Origin of the sequence: Streptomyces sp. NPDC046862 (genome assembly GCF_040704615.1) — a bacterium.
Lineage (GTDB): Bacteria > Actinomycetota > Actinomycetes > Streptomycetales > Streptomycetaceae > Streptomyces.
Genome location: NZ_JBEYXP010000001.1, coordinates 261,394 through 282,365, shown reverse-complemented (window position 1 = coordinate 282,365; position 20,972 = coordinate 261,394). Strand labels below are relative to the sequence as shown.

The 20,972-nt window shown below is 68.7% G+C and carries 18 protein-coding genes and 1 pseudogene; 9 read left to right on the top strand and 10 right to left on the bottom strand.

Annotation, left to right across the window (positions count from 1 at the left end; translation table 11 throughout):
• The first annotated feature begins 31 nt into the window (after window positions 1-31).
• From AB0959_RS01275 to AB0959_RS01250, 6 genes are all read left to right on the top strand, one after another.
• Window positions 32-778: a class I SAM-dependent methyltransferase gene (locus tag AB0959_RS01275; RefSeq protein WP_366824131.1), complete on the top strand. Its 747-nt coding sequence runs from the start codon at window positions 32-34 to the stop codon at window positions 776-778.
• A gap of 284 nt (window positions 779-1,062) precedes the next feature.
• Window positions 1,063-2,940 carry an ABC transporter substrate-binding protein gene (locus tag AB0959_RS01270; RefSeq protein ID WP_366824130.1) on the top strand — a complete coding sequence of 626 codons (1,878 nt, stop codon included), beginning with the start codon at window positions 1,063-1,065 and terminating at the stop codon, window positions 2,938-2,940.
• Window positions 2,941-2,994: 54 nt separating this feature from the next.
• Entirely contained in the window at window positions 2,995-4,008 is a 1,014-nt protein-coding gene (locus AB0959_RS01265; RefSeq protein WP_366824129.1) for an ABC transporter permease, read from the top strand.
• Window positions 4,005-4,928 (top strand): ABC transporter permease, encoded by a 924-nt coding sequence (locus AB0959_RS01260; protein WP_366824128.1) that lies wholly within the window; start codon window positions 4,005-4,007, stop codon window positions 4,926-4,928. Before AB0959_RS01265 ends, AB0959_RS01260 begins: the two co-directional genes overlap by 4 nt.
• Window positions 4,925-5,923 carry an ABC transporter ATP-binding protein gene (locus AB0959_RS01255; RefSeq protein WP_366824127.1) on the top strand — a complete coding sequence of 333 codons (999 nt, stop codon included), beginning with the start codon at window positions 4,925-4,927 and terminating at the stop codon, window positions 5,921-5,923. The genes AB0959_RS01260 and AB0959_RS01255 overlap by 4 nt, the downstream gene beginning before the upstream one ends.
• Window positions 5,920-6,921 (top strand): ABC transporter ATP-binding protein, encoded by a 1,002-nt coding sequence (locus tag AB0959_RS01250; protein ID WP_366824126.1) that lies wholly within the window; start codon window positions 5,920-5,922, stop codon window positions 6,919-6,921. The genes AB0959_RS01255 and AB0959_RS01250 overlap by 4 nt, the downstream gene beginning before the upstream one ends.
• Before the next feature lie 157 nt (window positions 6,922-7,078).
• Here AB0959_RS01250 and AB0959_RS01245 read toward each other — a convergent pair whose 3' ends face one another.
• The gene (locus AB0959_RS01245) at window positions 7,079-7,288 is read right to left on the bottom strand and encodes a DUF397 domain-containing protein (protein ID WP_366824125.1); all 210 of its coding nucleotides are present in this window, start codon (window positions 7,286-7,288) and stop codon (window positions 7,079-7,081) included.
• 13 nt (window positions 7,289-7,301) lie between these two features.
• The gene (locus AB0959_RS01240) at window positions 7,302-8,186 is read right to left on the bottom strand and encodes a helix-turn-helix transcriptional regulator (protein ID WP_366824124.1); all 885 of its coding nucleotides are present in this window, start codon (window positions 8,184-8,186) and stop codon (window positions 7,302-7,304) included.
• Between the two features lie 134 nt (window positions 8,187-8,320).
• On the opposite strand from AB0959_RS01240, the gene AB0959_RS01235 reads away from it, so the two are divergent.
• From AB0959_RS01235 to AB0959_RS01225, 3 genes are all read left to right on the top strand, one after another.
• Window positions 8,321-8,737 (top strand): ATP-binding protein, encoded by a 417-nt coding sequence (locus AB0959_RS01235; protein WP_366824123.1) that lies wholly within the window; start codon window positions 8,321-8,323, stop codon window positions 8,735-8,737.
• A 209-nt stretch (window positions 8,738-8,946) separates the two neighbouring features.
• Window positions 8,947-9,243, top strand: a complete 297-nt coding sequence (locus AB0959_RS01230) for a DUF6247 family protein (RefSeq protein ID WP_366824122.1) — start codon at window positions 8,947-8,949, stop codon at window positions 9,241-9,243.
• On the top strand, window positions 9,240-9,527 hold the full coding sequence (locus AB0959_RS01225; protein ID WP_366824121.1) for a hypothetical protein: 288 nt from the start codon (window positions 9,240-9,242) through the stop codon (window positions 9,525-9,527). Before AB0959_RS01230 ends, AB0959_RS01225 begins: the two co-directional genes overlap by 4 nt.
• A 73-nt stretch (window positions 9,528-9,600) precedes the next feature.
• Here the strand turns inward: AB0959_RS01225 and AB0959_RS01220 are convergent.
• The 8 genes and pseudogenes from AB0959_RS01220 to AB0959_RS01185 form a co-directional block, all read right to left on the bottom strand.
• A pseudogene (locus tag AB0959_RS01220) lies at window positions 9,601-9,714 on the bottom strand (peptide ABC transporter ATP-binding protein); the annotation flags it as partial.
• 86 nt (window positions 9,715-9,800) lie between these two features.
• A complete protein-coding gene (locus tag AB0959_RS01215) occupies window positions 9,801-10,943 on the bottom strand; it encodes a dipeptide ABC transporter ATP-binding protein (protein ID WP_366824120.1) in 1,143 nt (380 codons plus the stop codon).
• Window positions 10,944-10,956: 13 nt separating this feature from the next.
• Complete coding sequence (locus tag AB0959_RS01210; protein WP_366824119.1) at window positions 10,957-12,018, bottom strand: ABC transporter ATP-binding protein; 1,062 nt, start codon at window positions 12,016-12,018, stop codon at window positions 10,957-10,959.
• A gap of 10 nt (window positions 12,019-12,028) precedes the next feature.
• Window positions 12,029-13,006, bottom strand: a complete 978-nt coding sequence (locus AB0959_RS01205; RefSeq protein ID WP_366824118.1) for an ABC transporter permease — start codon at window positions 13,004-13,006, stop codon at window positions 12,029-12,031.
• Between the two features lie 104 nt (window positions 13,007-13,110).
• On the bottom strand, window positions 13,111-14,916 hold the full coding sequence (locus AB0959_RS01200) for an ABC transporter substrate-binding protein (RefSeq protein WP_366824117.1): 1,806 nt from the start codon (window positions 14,914-14,916) through the stop codon (window positions 13,111-13,113).
• A gap of 101 nt (window positions 14,917-15,017) precedes the next feature.
• Window positions 15,018-16,055 carry an ABC transporter permease gene (locus AB0959_RS01195; protein ID WP_366824116.1) on the bottom strand — a complete coding sequence of 346 codons (1,038 nt, stop codon included), beginning with the start codon at window positions 16,053-16,055 and terminating at the stop codon, window positions 15,018-15,020.
• 392 nt (window positions 16,056-16,447) lie between these two features.
• Window positions 16,448-18,355 carry a translational GTPase TypA gene (typA, locus tag AB0959_RS01190; RefSeq protein WP_366824115.1) on the bottom strand — a complete coding sequence of 636 codons (1,908 nt, stop codon included), beginning with the start codon at window positions 18,353-18,355 and terminating at the stop codon, window positions 16,448-16,450.
• A 302-nt stretch (window positions 18,356-18,657) separates the two neighbouring features.
• Entirely contained in the window at window positions 18,658-20,745 is a 2,088-nt protein-coding gene (locus AB0959_RS01185) for an ABC transporter family substrate-binding protein (RefSeq protein WP_366824114.1), read from the bottom strand.
• Window positions 20,746-20,972: the final 227 nt, after the last annotated feature.

The window sequence follows — 20,972 nt, the reverse complement described above, 5'->3', positions numbered from 1 at the left end:
ACCCGTTGCCCGAACTGACAGACTGCACACGATGGTTGACCGCGCGTTCTCCGATGTCACGCTCGCCGGGCTGTACGACGCCCTCCATCCGTGGGGGCCGGGTGACGAGTTCTATCTCGGTCTGGTGATGGGGGCCGGTGCCGTGCTCGACGTCGGGTGCGGGACGGGGCGGCTGCTCGGGCGGGCGCGGGAGAGCGGACACCGGGGGCGGCTCACCGGGGTCGACCCGGCCGCCGCGATGCTCGTACGGGCCCGGCGGCGGGCTCCCGGCGTGGAGTGGGTGCTCGGGGACCTCGACTCGGTGCGGTGGCGCGGGGAGTTCGACCTCGTCGTGATGACCGGGTACGCGTTCCAGGAACTCGTCGGGGACGAGGAGCTGCGGCGTGCTCTGCGTACGGTGCGCCAGGCGCTCGCTCCGCACGGGCGGTTCGTGTTCGAGACCCGCAATCCCGCCGCCCGGGCGTGGGAGGGCTGGACCGCCGAGCGTGAGCGCGCCGTCACCGACGACAACGGTGATGTCGTCCGGGTGTGGCACGAGGTCGAGTCGCCCGTCACCGGCGACCGTGTGACGTTCACCGGGACCTTCGACGGCCCCGGGTGGCGGCGGCCTCAGGTCAGCAGGAGCACCCTGCGGTTCCTGGGGGCCGAGGCACTCGACCGGTTCCTGGGAGGCGCCGGATTGGCCGTCCAGGGACGGTTCGGGGACTGGGGGCAGGGGCCCTTCGCGCCCGCTTCCAGTCCCGAGATCATCACCGTCGTACGGCGATCCGGGTTCTGAGAGCCGAGGCGGGGAACGCCGGCGGTCACCGGCGAGTCACGCCGTCAGTCCCCCACCAGGGTCGCGTCACCGGTCTCGACCAATGGGCGTGACATCACCGTCAACTCGCCATCTTCGCAGGCCACACGGGGTCGACGCGCCGTTGACGCGCCGTTGACGAGCGCGGACCGGCGCTGATACACACTCATCACCCGGCGATGTCACCCGGTCACGTTCCGATCACACCCCGTCAGTCAGTTCAACGAGCCGCCGCTGTACGAGCGATGACGCGAGGTCACGGATTCATGGACACACGAGATCAGCACGGCAGAGGGCGCCCGACCCCCGGGGCAGGCTTACGGAAGCGCAGATCCCGGCTCCTCGCCGCCGGCGTCGCGGCCCTCGCGTTCTCGGCCGGCCTGGCGACTCCGCTCAACCCGGCGCCCCGGCAGGCAGAGGCGAAGGACGGCGGGAAGGTCCTCACCGTCGCGGTCGCGCAGAGCGTCGACTCGCTGAGCCCGTTCCTCGCGACCCGCCTGGTCAGTACGAGCATCCACCGGCTGACGTACGAGTACCTGACCAACTACGACCCGGGGGACGCCCACACGGTCCCGGGTCTCGCCACCAAGTGGGCGTCGTCTCCCGACAAGCTCACCTGGACCTACACGATCCGCTCCGACTCCCGGTGGTCGGACGGCGAGCGGGCCACCGCCGAGGACGCCGCCTGGACCTTCAACACGATGATGACCGACGACGGTGCCGCCACCGCCAACGGCAGCTTCGTCACCAACTTCAGGAAGGTCACCGCCCCCAGCCCCACCAAGCTGGTCATCGAGCTGAAGAAGCCGCAGGCCACGATGACCGCGCTCGACGTGCCGATCGTGCCCAAGCACGTGTGGGAGAAGGTCAAGGACTTCTCGGAGTTCAACAACGACAAGAACTTCCCCGTGGTGGGGAACGGGCCGTTCGTCCTGACGGGCTACAAGGCCGACAGCTACGTGCGTCTCAAGGCCAACAAGGACTTCTGGCGCGGGGCCCCGAAGTTCGACGAGCTGGTCTTCCGGTACTACAAGGACCAGGACGCCGCGGTGGCGGCCCTGCGCAAGGGCGAGGTCTCCTTCGTCGCCGGTTCTCCCTCCCTGACGCCCGCCCAGGCCGCCTCCCTCAAGGGCGAGAAGAACATCCACGTCAACGACGCCCCCGGCCGCCGCTTCTACGCTCTCGCCACGAACCCGGGCGCCCGGTCCAAGGACGGGACGCGCTTCGGCGACGGCGACCCGTCCCTGCTCGACCGGCGGGTGCGCAACGCCCTGTTCCTGGCCGTCGACCGCAGGACCATCATCGACAGGGTCTTCCGCGGCCATGCCGTCGAGGGCGAGGGCTACATCCCGCCGCGCTTCTCGACGTACTTCTGGAAGCCGTCGGCGAGCCAGGAACTCGCGTACGACCCGGCGAAGGCGGCCCGGCTCCTCGACGAGGCCGGCTACCGGAAGAACGGCGACGGCAAACGCGTCGGCAAGGACGGCAAGCCCCTCGGCTACCGGATCCTGTGCCACGCCACCGACCCCAACGACAAGGCGGTCGGCAAGTACCTCCAGGAGTGGTGGGGCAAGCTCGGTATCGGCGTGACGCTCAACTGCCTGGACAACGTGACCGACCCCTGGCTCGCGGGCACCTACGACCTCGCCTTCGACGGCTGGTCCGTCAACCCCGATCCGGACTTCGTCCTGTCCATCCACACCTGCGCGGCGCTCCCGGCCACCCCCAAGGACACCGGCGCCACCGACAACTTCATCTGCGACAAGGCGTACGACAGGCTCTACGCACAGCAGCTCGCCGAGTACGACCCCGTCAAGCGGGCGGACGTCGTCCAGCGGATGGAGTCCCGGCTGTACGACCTCGGGTACATGAACGTCATGGCGTATCCGAACGCGGTCGAGGCCTACCGGACGGACCAGATCGCGTCGATCACGACCATGCCGAAGAAGGCGGGCAACATCTACGGACAGGACGGCTACTGGAGCTGGTGGTCGGCGGTTCCGGCCGCCTCCGGCGAGGCCTCCGGCGGCGGTGGCGGCTCGACCGGTGTCGTCGTCGGCGTCGTCTCGGGAGTCGTCGTCCTGGCGGGCGCCGCGGTGTTCCTCGCCCTGCGCCGCCGCTCCACCGCCGACGACCGCGAGTAGCCGGTGGACCGACAAGCCGCACCGGTCCGGCCGCCAGTCGGCGGACAGCCGTTCATGAACGGAACACGGGCACGCGCACGGGCACGCGTCAGGACCGCGTACCTCCGCCACGCGGCGGGCAAGCTGGGCGGCGCCGCCGTCTCGCTGCTCGCCGTCCTGGTCACCAGTTTCTTCCTCTTCCGGCTGATCCCCGGCGACCCGGTCAAGTACATGACGGGCGGCCGCCAGGTATCGGCGGAGCAACTGGCCGCGTACCGAAGGGAGTTCGGGCTCGACCTGCCACTGTGGCAGCAGTTCACGGACTACTGCGGCAAGGCGCTCACCGGAGACCTCGGCACCTCGTACCAGTTCCGGGCGCCCGTCGTCGACAAGATCACTGAGGCCCTGCCGAACACGCTGCTGCTCACCGGCACCGCGTTCGTCCTGTACACCGCGCTCGGCATCGTCCTCGGCACCCGCTCGGCGTGGCGCCACGGCCGGCTCGGCGACCGGCTGAACACCGGTCTGGCGCTGGCCCTCTACTCGATCCCGTCGTTCTGGCTGGGTCTGCTGCTCATCATCGTGTTCTCCGTGGGCATGGGACCGATCCCCGGGCTCTTCCCCACCGGCGGCATGGAGTCGGGCGGCGAGGAGGGCTTCGCGTATGTCGTCGATGTCGCCCACCACCTCGTCCTGCCGGTGATCACGCTGGTCGCGGTCGAGTACGGGCAGACACTGCTGGTCACCCGCTCCGCCGTGCTCGACGAGATGGGCAGCGACTATCTGACGACCGCGCGCGCCAAGGGGCTCAGGGACGACCTGGTCCGGCGCCGGCACGCCGTGCCGAACGCGATGCTGCCCACCATGACCCTGATCTTCGTCAACCTCGGGCGGACGGTGGCGGGCGTGATCCTGGTCGAGACCGTCTTCTCCTGGCCGGGCCTCGGCGGCCTCTTCTACCAGGCGCTGAGCGTGCCCGACCTCCCGCTCGTCCAGGGCCTGTTCTTCGTCTTCGCGTCGGCGGTGATCGTGATGAACACGCTGGCCGACCTGATCTATCCGCTGCTCGACCCCCGGGTGGGCCGATGACGACCGAAGCGAATCCCGAGGTGGCGAAGGCTGGTCCGCGGGCCCTCGCAAGGCAGCGCCGCCGCCGTTCGGCCGCCCGCTTCTGGAAGCGGTACCGCACCCACCGCGCCGGGCTCCTCGGCCTGGCCGCGCTCGCGCTCTTCGCGCTGGCGGCCCTGACCGCGCCGCTGACGGTCGGCTCCGACGTGGCCGACGTGACCAGCGCGCCGGGCCGGCCACTGCAGAGCCCGAGCTCGGAATTCCCCCTGGGCACCGACCAGTTCGGGCGTGATCTGCTGGGCCTGGTCGTCTGGGGGTCGCGGGTCTCGCTCCTCGTCGGACTGCTCGCGGCCGTGCTGTCGGTGGCCATCGGCGCGCTCGTGGGGATCACGGCCGGCCACTTCCGCGGTGCGTACGCCACCGTGATGATGCGGATCACGGACTGGTTCCTGGTGATGCCGGCGCTGGTACTCGCCGTCGCGCTGGCCACCGTCATGTCGCGCTCACTCGGCACGATCGTCCTGGCGATCGGCGTGACGTCCTGGCCGACCACCGCCCGCCTGGTGCGGGCCCAGACGCTGGCCGTGGAGGCGCGCCCGTACATCGAACGCGCGAAGGCGCTCGGCGGCGGCCACTGGCACATCATGTCCCGGCACGTGCTGCCCAACGTGATGCCCCTGGTGCTGGCGCAGACGACCCTGATGATCTCCTCCTCCATCCTCGCCGAGGCGACGCTGGCCTTCCTGGGCCTGGGTGATCCGACGGTCGTGTCGTGGGGCGGTCTGCTCCAGGACGCACGCGAGGCCGGCGCGGTCAGCTCCGGCGACTGGTGGTACCTGGTGCCGCCGGGCATCGCGATCGCCCTGGTGGCGCTGGCGTTCACGCTGTGCGGCCGTGCGGTGGAGTCCGTTCTCGATCCCAGGCTGGGGGTGACCCGTTGACGCTGCTGGAGGTCCGGAACCTCGACGTGACGTACGCGGGCGGGGCGGCCGCGGTGCGGGGCGTGGACCTCTCGCTGGCGGCGGGCCGGATGCTCGGCATCGCGGGCGAGTCGGGCTGCGGCAAGACCACGCTCGCGCTCGCGCTGCTGAGGCTGCTGCCGTCCGGTACGCGGGTCGGTGGGGAGATCCTGCTGGACGGCGAGGACGTGCTGACGATGCGGTGGGGGCGGGTGCGGGCGGTCCGCTGGGCGGGCGCCTCGATCGTCTTCCAGGGGGCGATGCACTCGCTCAACCCGGTGCACCGCGTCGGCGACCAGATCGGTGAACCGATCCTGCTGCACCGCAAGGCGACGGCCGCGGCGGCCCGGAAGAGGACCGGCGAACTCCTGGAGCACGTGGGTCTGCCCGCAGCACGGGCGTCGGCGTATCCGCACGAGCTGTCCGGCGGCCAGCGCCAGCGCGTCATGATCGCCATGGCCCTGGCCTGCGACCCCCGGCTGATCATCGCCGACGAGCCGACCACCGCGCTCGACGTCATGATCCAGGCGCAGATCCTGCGGCTGATCCGACAGCTCGTCGCCGAACAGGACCTGGGCCTCGTCATGATCAGCCACGACCTCTCGGTCCTCGCCGACACCTGCGACCGGCTCGCGGTGATGTACGCGGGCCGAGTGGTCGAGGAGGGTCCCGCCCGGGAGGTCCACGAGGACGCCCGGCATCCGTACGGGGAGGCCCTGTCGGCGGCGTTCCCGAGCATCGGCGACCCGGCCTCACGGTTCGCCCCGCGCGGCCTGCCCGGCGACCCTCCCGACCCCTCCGCCCTGCCCTCCGGCTGTGCCTTCCACCCGCGCTGCCCCGTGGCCCTGGACGCCTGCGCCACGCAGGACCAGCCGCTGCGGGACGCCGGTCCGGGGCGGCGGGCGGCCTGCGTGCACGTGGGGGCGCAGGCCCCGGGCCGGGCCACCGCGACGGAGGAGGCGAGCACCACCCCATGACGCACCCCATCACGGCGCCGACACCACCGCCCCTGCTCAGCGCCCAGGACCTGCACGTGACCTTCCCCGGGCGGCACGGCACAGCACCGGCCCGGGCCGTGGACGGCGTCGAACTCGACATCGGGGCCGGGGAGATCGTGGCACTGGTCGGCGAGTCGGGCTGCGGCAAGACCACGCTGGCCCGCTCGCTGCTCGGCCTGGTGCCGCCGACCGCGGGACGGGTCACCTTCGGCGGCAAGCCCCTGGAGTACTCGTCCCGAGCCCTGAAGGCCTACCGCAGACGCGTCCAGCTGGTGCTCCAGGACCCGAGCGGATCACTGAACCCCCGCCACACGGTGTACGACGCGGTGGCCGAGGGGCTGCGCATCCACGGGTACGGCGGGGACGAGCGGTCGGCGGTCGCCCAGGCCCTCTCCCGGGCCGGGCTCCGGCCACCCGAGCGCTTCTACCTCCGCTACCCGCACGAGCTGTCCGGAGGCCAGCGCCAGCGCGTGGTGATCGCGGGCGCCCTCGTCCTGGAGCCCGAGATCCTCGTCGCCGACGAGCCGGTGGCCTCGCTGGACGCCTCCGTGCGCGGCGAGATCCTGGCCCTGCTGCTGCGCCTGCGCGCCGAACTGGGCCTGTCCGCCCTGGTGGTGACCCACGACCTGGGCCTGGCGTGGAACATCGCCGACCGGGTGGCCGTGATGTACCTGGGCCGCATCGTGGAGACCGGCGACGTGGAACAGGTCCTGACGGCTCCCCGGCACCCCTACACCCAGGCCCTGTTGTCGGTCCTGCCGGAGGCCCCGGGCGACCCGGTGGTCCTCACCGGTGAACCCCCGGACCCGTCCCGCATCCCCCCTGGCTGCCGCTTCCACGCCCGCTGCCAGATCCTGGCAAGCGGGGAGGCGGAACGGGCGGGCGTGGTTGAGTCGTGCCGGAGCCGGGAGTTGGAGGTGCTGGGCGGGGGTGCTGAGGCGCAGGTAGCTTGCCACTGGGCAAGGGCCGTGGTCTGAGGGCCGGCGTCTGAGGGCTGCCGGCTGACGGCCTCCGCCGGGTCAGCCTCCGGACGGCATCTCGGTCACGTCACCGGACGCGGCGTACGGCGACTGCGGGCAGGTGGGCGAACCCGCGGATGTGACACATTTCCCGAATGTGTCACAGTTCAGCCGGTTACCCCACCTCCGTGGACACGGCCGTCCCCTCACCCTTGCTGGCCCAATCGATCAGTGCCACGAGGGCGGCCGGTGCCACGCTCGTGACCACGGCGGGGGTGACACTCTCACGGAGGTGAAGGGTGCCGGTTCGATCAAGGGCCATTTCGACGCAGGTCGCCGAGCCGCCCTCGCTGTAGGTTGACTTCTGCCATCGCAACCCGGTCACCTGCTCGCCTTCCTCAAAGGAGGGGGTAAAGGAGTCTCTGGATCAGCCTCAGGGAGTCCTTGGCGAGGTGTCCCTCGGGCGGTACGGACACGTCCATTGCGGGGAGTGCCGTGTCCCGCAGCGTAGCGAACAAATCCGTGTACCTGGCAAGGTCTTTGGCCTCCCCCAGGCACAGGTCCTGCTCGACATGCGCGACGAGGACCGCCCCGAGTCGTTGCTCAGTCGGCAGCAGCATGGTGAAGGACGTACCGAACGGCACCGGCCCATCAAAGGGCAGCACCTGCAGGGTGACATGCGGCAGGCGCGACAGCTCGATCAGACGGAGCAGTTGCTCACGCATGATGCCCCTGTCGCCGTACGACGGGTGCAACGCCGCCTCGTGGATGATCGCGTGAAACCGGGGAGGCTGTTCCTTCCACAGGAGCTGTTGGCGTCGGAGGCGGAACTCCACCGCCAGATCCTGCTCCGCTTCGAGCGACTTCGCGTATCCCTGACGGTGGATCACTGAGGCGTAGGACTCGGTCTGGAGCAGGCCCGGCACGAAGAACGGTTCATAGCAGACGACGTCGACTGCGGCGTCCTCCAACTCAACAAAGTCGAGGAAGAGTTGAGGCAGACGCTCCCGATACTTGGTCCACCAGCCCTTGCCGGACCTGTTACCCAGCTCGATCAAGGCGTCCACATAGGTGGATTCTTCGCTACCTGATGCGGCAGCCAGTCGACGCACCCGCTCTGCGGACAGGCTCGTACGCCCCGCCTCGACGGTACTGATGTGCGAGGCATTCATCCCCATCACCTCCGCCGCACGTGCAGCGGTGAATCCGGCACGTTCGCGCATGGCCCGAACTTCGGCCCCGAAGCGCCGCTGCCGGTAGGTCGGGTTCGCCCTCAGCCCCATACAGCCTCCTCATCGTCAACCACGGAAGTATCCACCAACCAGCACCTTCAGCAAGGAGGTTGAGTATTGGCAACCAATATCGCTACCGTACGTACGTCGTCAGTAACAGTACGCACACGACTGGAGGCTGCCATATGCGCACGCCCGAAACCCCCCAACCCCTCTGGACCTACGGCCTCACCATCCCCCACGACCCCCGCGCCGTTCGCGTGGTCCGGGCAACGATCCGCAGCATCCTCGCCGCCACGAGGCTCAACTGCATCGTCGACAGTGTGGAGTTGCTGGCCTCCGAGATCGTCACCAACGCCTACCGCTGCTCCGCCCAGGAGACCTACGTCAGCATGGAACGCACCCCGGAGGACTTCCGCGTCACGGTGTGGGACCACGGTTCAGGCGCACCGGCACTTCACACTCCCTCGAACGAGGACGAGCGCGGACGCGGCCTCGGCATCGTCGAGGCGTGCGCCGATCACTGGGGCGTACGGGACTACCCACACGGCAAGGCGGTGTGGTTCAGCGTCGTTCCGAAGGGGAACGAGGACGAGGCGTGAGTTGTCCACAGGCACAGCCCGCACCGCAGCCTCGCAGGTACGCTGACGCCCGATGCCTTGCCCACGTTCGACGCCGAGCGGTCTGTGGCGCTTCAGCAAGCACGCGAGCGGACCTGGTCGCCCGGGGCCGGGCCGACGTTCCGCAGCGGGACTCGCACCACTGTAGGACACTTCTGGTAGGACGAGCGGACACCAAGGAGCAGTGGATCGTGAGCGCACAGTACGCGGAGACGCCCGGGCCTGGGGCGCTGCCGTTGAGGACCATCGGGGACATTCGAGCCGCTCTTCGATCCGGACATGGTTTTCCCGGCGACCGGGAGTCGTTCGAAGCAGATCTTCAGCGCGCGCTGGAGGCATCGTCGGAGACGGACCTGAATGCTGTCGGCGCGGTGATCGTCGACTACCGGGGCAGGATCCGGCTCTACCAGGATCCCGAGTTCGACATCGCCGTACAGGAGGGCACTGACCTCACGTCCCTCTTGAAGCGGGAGGCCCCGGGCCGATGAGCGGCGTGATCGCCGCCGTCACGGTGCGGGCGGCCGAGCGGGCGAAAACCCTCGGAGCCGAGCAGGCACTGGAAAGGCTGCGGCAGGAACTGGAGCAGGTGCCCAGACTTGGGGTCCTGCTCGGGCCGCCCCGTCAGGACGGCACCGAGATCCGCAAGACGAGGATCGAGCCCCGGGGCAGTGTGCCGGGGCTGGCAGTCGCGTACGTGTACACGCCAGCACCGCCGCCCCCTACCGTCGCCATCGTCGCAGTGACTCCGGACGACGGCCTTTCCGCCGAGTAGTGCCGCGCTGCAAAAGGGGCGCTCGGAACCAGTTGGCTTCGAGCGCCCCCGCGATTCGGGCGCTGCGGGAGGCTCAGGCCGCGTGCACGACGTCCTTCTCCTCCTCGAACTGGCGCGCCGACTCGTGGGCCGCCGGCGAGTCGGAGGCCTTGAAGCGCCCAGGGACCGGGGACAGGGGCTCTTCGGTGCCCGCCTCCTAATCCAAGATCATCGCTGACGTACCGAGGGCCGTGCCGAGTCGTGGGACGGCCACGACCGGCACGCCCGTCATCGTCAGTCCTTCGTGACCTCCGCCGCGGGCTCGTCCGCCGCGCTGTCCTCCAGCGCCTTCAGCGCCGGGTCCATCACGACGTCCTCGTCGCGGGCCTCCGTGGTCGGCTCCTCCGGGAAGTGGCAGGCCGTCAGGTGGCCCTCACGGTTGCCGGAGAGCTGGATCAGCGGCGGCTCCTCGGAGGCGCACTTGTCCTGCGCCTTCCAGCAGCGGGTGCGGAACCGGCAGCCGGACGGCGGGTGGATCGGCGAGGGGACGTCGCCGGCGAGGCGGATGCGCTCCCTGCCCTCCTCCTCGTCGTCGATGGCGACCTCGGGGACGGCCGAGAGCAGGGCGTGGGTGTACGGGTGACGGGGCCGGTTGTAGATCGACTCCCGGTCGCCGACCTCGACGACCTTGCCGAGGTACATCACGGCCACGCGCTTCGAGAAGTGCCGCACGATGGCGAGGTCGTGGGCGATGAACAGGAAGGCGATGCCCAGCTCGTCCTGGACCTTCTGCAGGAGGTTCACGACCTGCGCCTGGATCGACACGTCCAGCGCGGAGACCGGCTCGTCCGCGACGATCAGCTTCGGGTTCAGCGCCAGGGCGCGGGCGACGCCGATGCGCTGGCGCTGGCCGCCGGAGAACTCGTGCGGGAACCGGTTGTAGTGCTCCGGGTTGAGGCCGACGAGCTCAAGGAGTTCGCGGACCTTCTTCTCCCGGCCGCCCTCGGGGTTGATCCCGTTGACCTCCATCGGCGACTTGATGATCGTGCCGACGGTTTGCCGCGGGTTCAGCGAGGAGTACGGGTCCTGGAAGATCATCTGGATCTCGGACCGGACAGGGGCCAGCTGCCTGCGGGAGGCGTGCGTGATGTCCTGGCCCGCGTACGTGATCTTGCCGCCCGTCGGCTCCAGCAGGCGCGTGATGAGCCGGCCGGTGGTCGACTTGCCACAGCCGGACTCGCCCACCAGACCGACGCTCTCGCCGACCCCGACCGTCAGGTCGATGCCGTCGACCGCCTGCACGGCGCCGACCTTCCGTTTGAACGGGAAGCCGCCGTAGATCGGGAAGTGCTTCGTCAGGCCCTCGACCTCGAGGAGGTTCTCGGTCGACGTATCGGCGGAGCCCTGCTGTGTGGGGAGGGTGAGGTTGTCGCTCATGTCTCGGATCTCCCTAGCGCAGCCGGGGCTGGATCTTGTCGATGAAGATGGTCTGCTTCTGCTCCGCCGTCAGGTGGCACGCGGAGGAGCGTCCCTCGCCGAGCGGCGGCCGCTCCTCGCTGCACCGGTTGCCGGTCACCTCGCCGGTGAAGGCGCAGCGCGGGTGGAAGGGGCAGCCCGACGGCGGGTTGAGCAGGCTGGGCGGTGACCCGGGGATGGGGGTGAGCGCCTGCGCGGTGTCGCCACCGAGGCGAGGCATCGAGCTCAACAGGCCCCAGGTGTAGGGGTGCTGGGGGTTGCGCAGCACCTCGCGGACGGTGCCGCGCTCCACGGCCCGGCCGGAGTACATCACCAGCAGGTCGTCGGCCATGTCGGAGATGACGCCGAGGTCGTGGGTGATGAAGACGATCGCCGAGCCGAACTCCTGCTGGAGGTCCTTGAGCAGGTCGAGGATCTGCGCCTGGACGGTGACGTCGAGGGCGGTGGTCGGCTCGTCCGCGATGAGCAGGTCGGGGTCGCAGACCAGGGCCATGGCGATCATGGCGCGCTGGCGCATACCGCCGGAGAACTGGTGCGGGTAGTCGTCCACGCGCGTCCGGGGCTGCGGGATGCCGACCTTGTCCAGCATCTGGATCGCCCGCTGCCGTGCCTCCTTCTTGGAGGCGCCGGTGTGCTTCATGAACGGCTCGGCGATCTGCCGGCCCACCGTGTAGTACGGCGAGAGGGCCGTGAGCGGGTCCTGGAAGATCATCGCGGCCTTGTTGCCGCGGATCTTCTCCATCTCCCGCTCGGTCGCGGTCACCAGTTCCTTGCCGTCGAGGACGATCTCGCCCTCGACGGTGGTGTTCTTCGGGTTGTGCAGGCCGAGGACGGTCAGGTTGGTCACGGACTTGCCGGAGCCCGACTCGCCCACGATACCGAGGGTCTTGCCGCGTTCGACGTCGAAGGAGAGCCCGTCGACCGCCTTCACAATGCCGTCCTCGGTGGAGAACCGCACCCTCAGGTCGCGGACCGAGAGGAAGGCCTCCGGCCCGGTCGGGGCCTTCTCGCCTTCGGTCTTGGTCAGTGTGGTCACGGTCATTCTCCTAGCTGAGGCGCACGCGCGGGTCGATGTAGGCGTAGGCGAGGTCCACCAGGATGTTCAGCATCAGGATGAAGAACGCCCCGAACAGCATGACGCCCATGGTCAGCGGAAGGTCCTTGGTCAGCGAGGACTGGACCGCGAGACGGCCGAGTCCGGGCAGGTCGAAGGTGAACTCCGTGACCACCGCGCCGGACAGGAGTGCGCTCAGGTCCATCCCGATGATGGTGACGATCGGGATGAGCGAACCGCGCCAGGCGTAGCGGAAGAAGACGTACCGCTGCCTCATGCCCTTGGCGCGGGCGGTGCGCACGTGCTCCTCCGACAGCTGCTCGATCATGGTCGAGCGGGCCATACGCGTGTACTGGGCGGTGAAGATCGTGGCCATCACGGCCCAGGGGATCAGCAGACCCACGACCCAGCCGACGGGATCGTCGGTGAAGGGGACGTACTTGGGGTTGTCCATCCAGCCGGTGCTGAAGACGAAGATGCCGAGCACGATCGGGCCGAGGAAGTAGATCTGGAACGAGCTGAGCACCATCGAGGCGCCACTGACCAGCTTGTCGATCACCGTGCCGCGCTTCCAGGCGGCGAGCAGACCCGAGCCGAGACCGAGCACCAGGAAGATCACCAGACCGCCGACGGTCAGCGACAGCGTCAGCGGGAAGCGGTCCGTGATGGAGTCCCAGACGAACTCGCCGCTGTCGAAGGAGACACCCAGGCACGGAGCGGAGCAGTGCCCCTGGGGGAAGTCGCGTCCGGTCACGATGCCGGTCATGAACTCCCAGAACTGCTGGGTGATGGGCTTGTCGAGACCGAGATTCTCTCTGATGACCGCGATGTTCTCGGGGCTGCAGTTCTTGCCGCAGGCCAGTTCGGCGAAGTCAGCGGGGATCGTATAGAACAAGAAGAACGTGAAGGCGCCGATCAGGAACATGATGACGACGGCGCCGATCAGCCTGCGGATGAGGAACTGAAGCATGGCGGGTGGATGCTCTCTTCGAAACGCGGCGGTCGAGGGGGTTACCGTCCGCGGGGGTGCGCTCCGCCTGGCGCACACCCCCGCGGATCAGCCGAGCTGACGGGTTACGGCTTCTTCAGGTACAGGTCGTTGATGTCGATGTAGCTCGACTCCGTGCTGTACTTGGCACCGCCGATGTTCGATCCGTAGAGCTGGATCTGCTTCGAGTAGTAGACCGGGGCGGCCGGGTTGATCTCCTCCACGATGCGGTGGTGAGCCTCTTCCCAGGTCTTCGCGGCCTCCTCGGGCTGCTGGGTCAGAGCCTTCTTGATGAGGGCGTTGACCTGCTTGTCGTTGATGTGCGAGTAGTTCGGCGAACCGTCGGCGACCTGGGTGCCGTCGTAGACCGGGGTGATGACCGTGGACGGGGACGGCCAGTCCTGGCCCCAGCCGGTCATGTAGAGGTCGTACGGGTTCTTCAGCTTGCCGACCTGCTCGTAGAACGTGGCGCGGTCGATCTCCTTGGCCTGGACGCTGTAGCCGATCTTCTTCAGGGCGTCCTTGATGATGACCATCTGCGCCTGGCCACGCGGGGTGTTGGAGTAGGCGTAGGACAGCTTGGTGCCTTCCTTGACACCAGCCTCCTTCAGCAGCTGCTTGGCCTTCTCCGGGTCACCGTTGGGCTTCTTCAGCTTGCCGAACGGGTCGTACTTGGGGTCGAAACCGGGCAGGGTCGGAGCCATCAGACCGCCGGCGATCTCGCCGCCGTAACGGCCACCGTCGGCCTGGACCATGGACTGGTTCGGGATCGCGTAGGTGATCGCGTCGCGAACCTTCTTGTCCTTCATGTTGGGGCTGTCGAGGTTGAAGCTCAACTGCCACACGTAGGGCTGGTAGCCCTGGATGGTGCGCTTCTTCGTCGCGGGGTTGGTGATGACCGTCGACATCTGGGCCGAGTCCACGGGGTCCGTGAACTGGATGGCGTTCTTGGCCTCGCCCTGGTCGGCGATCAGACGCTTGGTCTGGCTGGCCTGGTCGACGGTGTTGGTGAACTGGTAGCCGTTGACGTACTGGTGGCGCACCGAGTCCGTCTTCGGGTCCCACTGGTCGTTCTTGACCAGGGTCAGCGACTTGCCCGGCTTGTACTCGGAGAGCTTGTACGGGCCGAGGGACGCCGGGGCCTTGTCGTACTTCTCCTTAGTGTCCCGCTTCTCGGGCACGATGGAGTAACCGGCCATGGCGAGCGCCTGCGGGAGGTCCGGCTGGGGCTCCTTGAAGTGGAAGACCACCGTCTTGTCGTCCGGGGTCTCCAGGACGGAGTCCGGCAGGTGCTTGCCCTTGAACGGGCCGTCCGGCAGCGCCTCACGGTACTTCGGCCCGGAGAGCCAGTTCTGGACGTAGAGCGGACCGTCGAAGATGAACTTCGCGTACTGCCGCTCAATGGTGTGGCGGACGTCGGCCGAGGTGATCTCGTCGCCGTACTGGTCCTTGACGCCGTCCTTGAGGGTGTACGTCCAGGTCTTGTTGCCGTCGGAGGCCTTGCCGGAGTCGGTGGCGACGTCACCGACGACCGTCAGGTTGCCCTTGGCGTCCTCCTGGAAGTTCGTCAGACCACGGTGGATCAGGTTGGCGAACTGGCCCGCGTCGCTGACGTAGATCTGGCCCGGATCCATGTGGGTCAGGTCGGACTGCTGGTACACGTTGATGACGCCACCGGGCTTGGCTCCGGCCACTTCCTCGGCAGGACCCTGGGAGGCCTTGGCATCACCGTAGGCAACAGGCGTCGACTGTGCGGCGGCGTCGTCCTTCGACTTGGAGTTGTCCTTCCCGTCGTTGCTGCCGCTGTCGTTGGAGCAGCCGGTCAGCGCCAGCGAGCCGGCCACGACCGCAACGGCCATGGCGCGCCCTGTGCGCGTTCTGATGGGCTTCATGATGCCGATGCACCTACCTGTCGATAGTTGTCCACGTGTACTGCCTGACGGTCCGGTGAGCCCGGAACGGGGGTGGCAGTCCCCCCACCACCAATGGACGCTTACCGTCCGGTCTTGGGGTCGAATGCGTCCCGGACGGAGTCTCCGAGAAGGTTGAAGCAGAGCACGAAGATCACCAGCGCCACGCCCGGGAAGAACATGAACGTCGGATCCTGCTCGTAGACCTCGGCCCCCCTGGCGAACATGCGGCCCCAGTCGGGGGTGGGCTCGACGAACCCGACGCCGACGAACGAGAGGAAGGCGATGGTGAGGATCGTGCTGGGCAGGATGTAGGTGCTCTGCACCAGGATCGGTGTGACGATGTTCGGCAGGATCTCCTTGCGCACGATGCGCGCGGGAGAGGCACCGGACACCTTCGCCGCCTCCACGAACTCGCGTTCCCGCAGCGAGAGCACCGAACTGCGGACCAGACGGGCGAGACCCATCCAGCCGAGGACCCACATCACCAGGATGATGGCGACGGCCCGCAGGTAGGTCGGCGTCTCGTCCCGCGGGGAGACGAACAGCGCGGTCACGATGGGCATGAAGGCGATGAAGAACAACTGGCTCGGGAAGGCCAGGAAGAAGTCGGTGACCCGCCCCAGCCAGTAGTCGACCCTGCCACCGAAGTAGCCGCCGACCATCCCGATGATCACGCCGGTGACGACGCTGAACAGCGTGACGATGACGGCCATGTAGAGCGAGGTGCGCATGCCGTACAGCAGCATGGTGAACACGTCACGCCCCAGCTTCGGCTCGACTCCGAACCAGAAGTCACCCGACATGCCTCCGAAGGAGCCCGTGGGCATGGCGAAGTCGTCGAGCAGGAACGGGTAGTCGGGCTCCTGGGCGTAGAGCGTGTACGGGTCCTTGCCGTACAGCTTCGCGATGACCGGCGCGAGCGCGGCGACCGCGAAGAAGAAAATCACTACGACCGCGGAGACGACTCCAGTACGGTCCCGCTTGAACCGCTGCCACATCAGCTGGCCGGGGGAACGACCCTCAAGCTTCTTCGGCTTGTCGGCCTCGGTGTTCGACGCCAGTTCGGGGTCCAAGGCGACCGACGGACCCGAGCCCTCGGCCTTGGTTGGACTGGTCATGTGTGTTCTTCCCCCGGGGGATGGAGAGTTGAGCGCAGCACAGATACCGGCGGGTTCTGTGGTTTGGGGGAACTTTCGCCAAGTGAGTCAACGCGCGTCAAGCCCGATGGGCATAGGGATCTCCCTACCGTCCATATTTTGAGCAAAAATTGCGAAGATTGACACCTGATCGCGCTTGACAGCTGAGACAAAGATTTCGCGAAACGGACATTCGCGGAGGGATTTTTGTTTACATGTCCGAAACTTGATCGTCGGCGCACCGATATCCGAACAGCGCCTCACAGCCCACGGACAGCAAAATCGTCTCGCCGTGGACGACCATACGCGCACGCCGAGCACCCGGCCCCCTCCTTGCGGGAACCGGGTACTCCTTCGCTCTCGGTGAGGGCGTGTCAGCCGTGCTTGGCGCGGCTCGCGGCGCGGGCGCGCTCGCGGGCGTCCAGGTTGACCTTGCGGATGCGTACGGCCTCCGGGGTGACCTCGACGCACTCGTCGTCGCGGCAGAACTCCAGGGACTGCTCCAGGGAGAGCTTGCGCGGCGGGACGATCGACTCGGTCACGTCGGCCGTCGACGACCGCATGTTGGTGAGCTTCTTCTCCTTGGTGATGTTGACGTCCATGTCGTCGGAGCGCGAGTTCTCCCCGACGATCATGCCCTCGTACACCTCGGTGCCCGGCTCCGTGAAGAGCACGCCGCGCTCCTGGAGGTTCGTCATCGCGAAGGCGGTGACGGCACCGGAGCGGTCGGCCACCAGGGAGCCGTTGTTACGGGTCTGGAGGGCGCCGAACCAGGGCTCGAAGCCCTCGTGGATGGAGTGCCCGATGCCCGTGCCGCGGGTCTGGGTCAGGAACTCCGTGCGGAAGCCGATCAGACCGCGGGAGGGGACGACGAACTCCATGCGCACCCAGCCCGAGCCGTGGTTGGACATGTTGTCCATCCGGCCCTTGCGGACCCCCATGAGCTGCGTGACGGCGCCCATGTGCTCCTCGGGCACGTCGACCGTCATGCGCTCGACCGGCTCGTACACCTTGCCGTCGACGTCCTTGGTGACGACCTGGGGCTTGCCGATGGTCAGCTCGAAGCCCTCGCGGCGCATGGTCTCGACGAGGATCGCGAGCGCCAGCTCGCCACGGCCCTGGACCTCCCAGGCGTCGGGGCGCTCGGTCTCCAGCACGCGCAGCGAGACGTTACCGATCAGCTCGCGGTCGAGGCGGTCCTTCACCTGGCGGGCGGTGACCTTGCGGTCCTTGACCGCCGCCTTCGCGTCGGCGCCCTTGCCAGAGCCGCCGCGGCCGACCATCGGCGAGGTGTTGGTGCCGATGGTCATGGAGATCGCGGGCTCGTCGACCGTGATCAGCGGGAGCGGGATCGGGTTCTCGGTGTCGGCGAGGGTCTCGCCGATCATGATGTCCGGGATACCGGCGACGGCACAGATGTCGCCCGGGCCGGCCTTCTCGGCGGGCTTGCGGGTGAGCGCCTCGGTCATCATCAGCTCGCTGATGCGGACGTTGCTGATGGAGCCGTCGCGCTTGATCCAGGCGACCGTCTGGCCCTTGCGCAGCTCGCCCTGCTCGACGCGGAGCAGCGCGATACGGCCGAGGAAGTTGTCGGCGTCCAGGTTGGTGACGTGCGCCTGGAGCGGGGCCTCCTCGTCGTAGGTCGGCGCCGGGATGTGCTCCAGGATCGTCGAGAAGAACGGCTGCAGGCTGGTGGAGTCGGACGGGACCGTGCCGTTGTCCGGCTTGGTCAGCGAGGCGATGCCGTCCCGGCCGCAGGCGTAGACGATCGGGAACTCGATCTGCTCCTCGTCCGCGTCCAGGTCGAGGAAGAGGTCGTAGGTCTCGTTCACGACCTCGTCGATACGGGAGTCCGGGCGGTCCGTCTTGTTGATGCACAGGATGACGGGCAAGCGCTGCTGGAGGGCCTTGCGCAGCACGAAGCGGGTCTGCGGCAGGGGGCCCTCGGAGGCGTCGACGAGCAGGACGACACCGTCGACCATCGACAGACCGCGCTCGACCTCGCCGCCGAAGTCGGCGTGGCCGGGGGTGTCGATGATGTTGATGGTGATCGGATCCCCGCCGTCCTTGGGGTGGTACTTCACCGCCGTGTTCTTGGCGAGGATCGTGATGCCCTTCTCACGCTCCAGGTCGTTCGAGTCCATCATGCGGTCGTCGACGGAGTCGAGCTGGTGCGCGGCGAAGGCGCCCGCCTGCTTGAGCATGGCGTCGACGATGGTCGTCTTGCCGTGGTCGACGTGGGCGACGATGGCTACGTTGCGGATGTCGTGGCGCGTGGCCATATTGCGGCGTTCTCCCGGAGTGTGAGGACGGTCTCGCGGACGGCTGCGTCTCGCGGACCCTGCCGGGCTGGACACGCCACGGCCTCACCCCATGGTACGGGGCCGCTGCCGCTGGGCTTGGCCGGGAGGGTGTGGGGGCCTTGTTTTGTGAGGTACTCGACTACGGGGTTCAGCGGGTTGCGTCTCGTCTGCCGGGTTGGGGTGGTGTGGCGGTTGCGGGTGTGTTGTGGCTGGTCGCGCAGTTCCCCGCGCCCCTTGAAAGCCTTGGGCGCGCCCCCTGCCGACAGGGCTCCGCGTCCCCGTCAGGGGCGCTCCGACTTCTTCAGGAAGCCCATGTCCTCGTACACCGGGGTCTGGAAGCCGAAGGCTCCCACGTTGGCCAGGTTCGTGCGGGCGGCCATCAGCTGGGGGCGCTGGTAGAGGGGGATCGAGCCGGCGGCGGCCCAGATACGGGCGTCGGCCTTGCGGATCAGGGAGCGGGACTCGTTCTCGTCCAGCGTGGCGATGGCCTGGTCGAAGAGCTGGTCCACCTGGTCGGTGCCCACACGCGTGTAGTTCTGCTCGATGCTCAGGGAGCCGTCCGCCCCGGGGACCGGCTTGGCGTAGATGGGGCGGGCGTCGGTGGCGGGGTAGGCGGAGGCCGGCCAGGAGTACAGCGCGAGGTCGTACTCGCCGTTCGCGATGTGGTCCTTGAAGTAGCTGTCGTCCGGGACCTTGGTGATCTCGGTCCGGATGCCGACGCGGTCCAGCATCCGCGCGATGCGCCTGCCGACCGCCCTCAGGGACTCCGAGCCGGGTCCCGACGGCAGGACGAAACGCAGGCTGAGCGCCTTGCCGTCCTTGGCGAGCGGGCCCTTCATCGCGGGCGCGTGGGTGCCCACTGGGGCGTACGCGCCGGGCGGGTCCTGCTTGTCGTCGGCGTGCGCCTTGTTGTCCTCGCCGACGACGTACGTCTCGCCGTCACCCTCCCGGGTGTCCTCGCCGGAGCGCACGGAGTCGCCGGACCGGGTGTGCTTCTTGCCCTCGGCTCCGGCCGCCTTCCTCTCCTTCTTGACCGGGCCGCCCGGCACCCATCCGGCGTCGGCGAGCAGGGCCCGTGCCTCCTTGGTGTCCTCGCCACCGAGGGCGCCGCTGTTGTCGGCGTACGCGGTCTGGCCGGCGAGCGCGACGTGGCTGCCGACGGGGACGGCGGGCAGCCCGAGGGGCTTCAGGACGAGGCCCGCGAGCTGCTTGCGGTTCAGGGCCCGGGCCACGGCACGGCGGACGCGTTCGTCGGTGAGGGGGCCCTCGGCACCGTTGAGGGCGAGCTGGGTGTACGCGGGCTCCAGGGACTTGCGGACCTCGAAGCCGCGCAGGGCGGACTGCTGGGCGGCGTACTCGGACATCGCCCTGCCCCGCTTGCGGGCGCTCTTCGCCTTGTCGGCGGCCTTCTCGTCGGAGTCGTCCGCGTCCTTCCGGGAGCCCAGGGCCCTGGCGGAGCTGGTCGGAGGTGCGCCTTTGTGGCCCCCCGCCTGTCCGGCGCGGTCGATCCGCCGGGCCTCCTCCGCGTCGATCTCCGCGATGTCGACCTTGCCGTCGGCCAGTGCCTCCGCCCGCTCGTCGCGCGGCACGGCACGCAGCACCAGCTCCTTCAGCTTCGCGGGGCGGCCCCACCACAGGGGGTTGCGGGTGAGGGTGATCTTGCCGCCCTTGCGGTCGACCTCCTTGAGGTTGAAGGGGCCGGCGGTGACCTTCAGCTTGCGCCGGGCACCGTCGTTGAAGGCGTCCGGGTTGCCCGTGACCTCCTTCGGGTACAGCGGCGAGAACAGCGACTTCCAGTCGGCGTAGGGCCTGCTGAAGGTGACGCGCACCTCCAGGTCGTTGGCGCCGCGCTCGATCTTCTCGATCCGGTCGTACCCGGCGTTGCGGGCCGTCCAGTACGTGGAGTCCCGGCCGGACAGGGCGCGCCACTGGGAGGCGAAGTCGGCGGCGGCGATCTCGCGGCCGTCGCTCCAGACGGCCTGCTGGTGGAGCTTGTAGAGCACGACCTGCTTGGGCTCGCGGTCGACGATCTCGGCGGACTCCAGGTAGTCGGTGTTCCGCTCCGGGCGGCCGCCGGCGTCCAGCCGGTACATCGACGGCAGGACGGCTCCGGCCACCCGCGCGGTGGCGGCGTCGGCGTCGGCCTGGAAGGTGTTGAGCGTCTCGGGCACGCCGTCCACGGCCCAGCGCAGGGTGCCCCCGTCGGCGACCAGCTTGCGTGCGGCGGGCGCGATGTCCTGTCCGGCGAGGGGTCTGCCGGCCGGGTCGTCCTCGCTGCACGCGGTGAGCACCGGAGCCGCGAGCACGCCCGCGGCAAGGAACGCGACCGAGCGCAGCACCGCGCGCGGTCCGACTCGGTCGTCGGCCATCACTGCCACCTCCGGGTGTCGCCGTGCCGCTCCACCGCTGCCGCGGCACAGGACAAGACCATTTTGATCACGTTCGGGGTATATTGGGGCGATATAGAGCTGATCAGATCGATCAGCCGGATGAGCCCACTGAAGGCGAGAGAGCGCGAGTGGACGCGGCGACACGGCGAGAGGCGGGGACAAGCGCACCCGTGCGGCGCAACGGTCCCGTGTCCGCCGGGGCACAC

Coding starts and splice junctions, on each gene's coding strand:
- AB0959_RS01275 (WP_366824131.1), top strand. CDS start 32: ATGGTTGACCGCGCGTTCTCCGATGTCACGCTCGCCGGGCTGTACGAC.
- AB0959_RS01270 (WP_366824130.1), top strand. CDS start 1,063: ATGGACACACGAGATCAGCACGGCAGAGGGCGCCCGACCCCCGGGGCA.
- AB0959_RS01265 (WP_366824129.1), top strand. CDS start 2,995: ATGAACGGAACACGGGCACGCGCACGGGCACGCGTCAGGACCGCGTAC.
- AB0959_RS01260 (WP_366824128.1), top strand. CDS start 4,005: ATGACGACCGAAGCGAATCCCGAGGTGGCGAAGGCTGGTCCGCGGGCC.
- AB0959_RS01250 (WP_366824126.1), top strand. CDS start 5,920: ATGACGCACCCCATCACGGCGCCGACACCACCGCCCCTGCTCAGCGCC.
- AB0959_RS01240 (WP_366824124.1), bottom strand. CDS start 8,186: ATGGGGCTGAGGGCGAACCCGACCTACCGGCAGCGGCGCTTCGGGGCC.
- AB0959_RS01235 (WP_366824123.1), top strand. CDS start 8,321: ATGCGCACGCCCGAAACCCCCCAACCCCTCTGGACCTACGGCCTCACC.
- AB0959_RS01225 (WP_366824121.1), top strand. CDS start 9,240: ATGAGCGGCGTGATCGCCGCCGTCACGGTGCGGGCGGCCGAGCGGGCG.
- AB0959_RS01215 (WP_366824120.1), bottom strand. CDS start 10,943: ATGAGCGACAACCTCACCCTCCCCACACAGCAGGGCTCCGCCGATACG.
- AB0959_RS01205 (WP_366824118.1), bottom strand. CDS start 13,006: ATGCTTCAGTTCCTCATCCGCAGGCTGATCGGCGCCGTCGTCATCATG.
- AB0959_RS01200 (WP_366824117.1), bottom strand. CDS start 14,916: ATGAAGCCCATCAGAACGCGCACAGGGCGCGCCATGGCCGTTGCGGTC.
- AB0959_RS01195 (WP_366824116.1), bottom strand. CDS start 16,055: ATGACCAGTCCAACCAAGGCCGAGGGCTCGGGTCCGTCGGTCGCCTTG.
- typA (WP_366824115.1), bottom strand. CDS start 18,355: ATGGCCACGCGCCACGACATCCGCAACGTAGCCATCGTCGCCCACGTC.
- AB0959_RS01185 (WP_366824114.1), bottom strand. CDS start 20,745: ATGGCCGACGACCGAGTCGGACCGCGCGCGGTGCTGCGCTCGGTCGCG.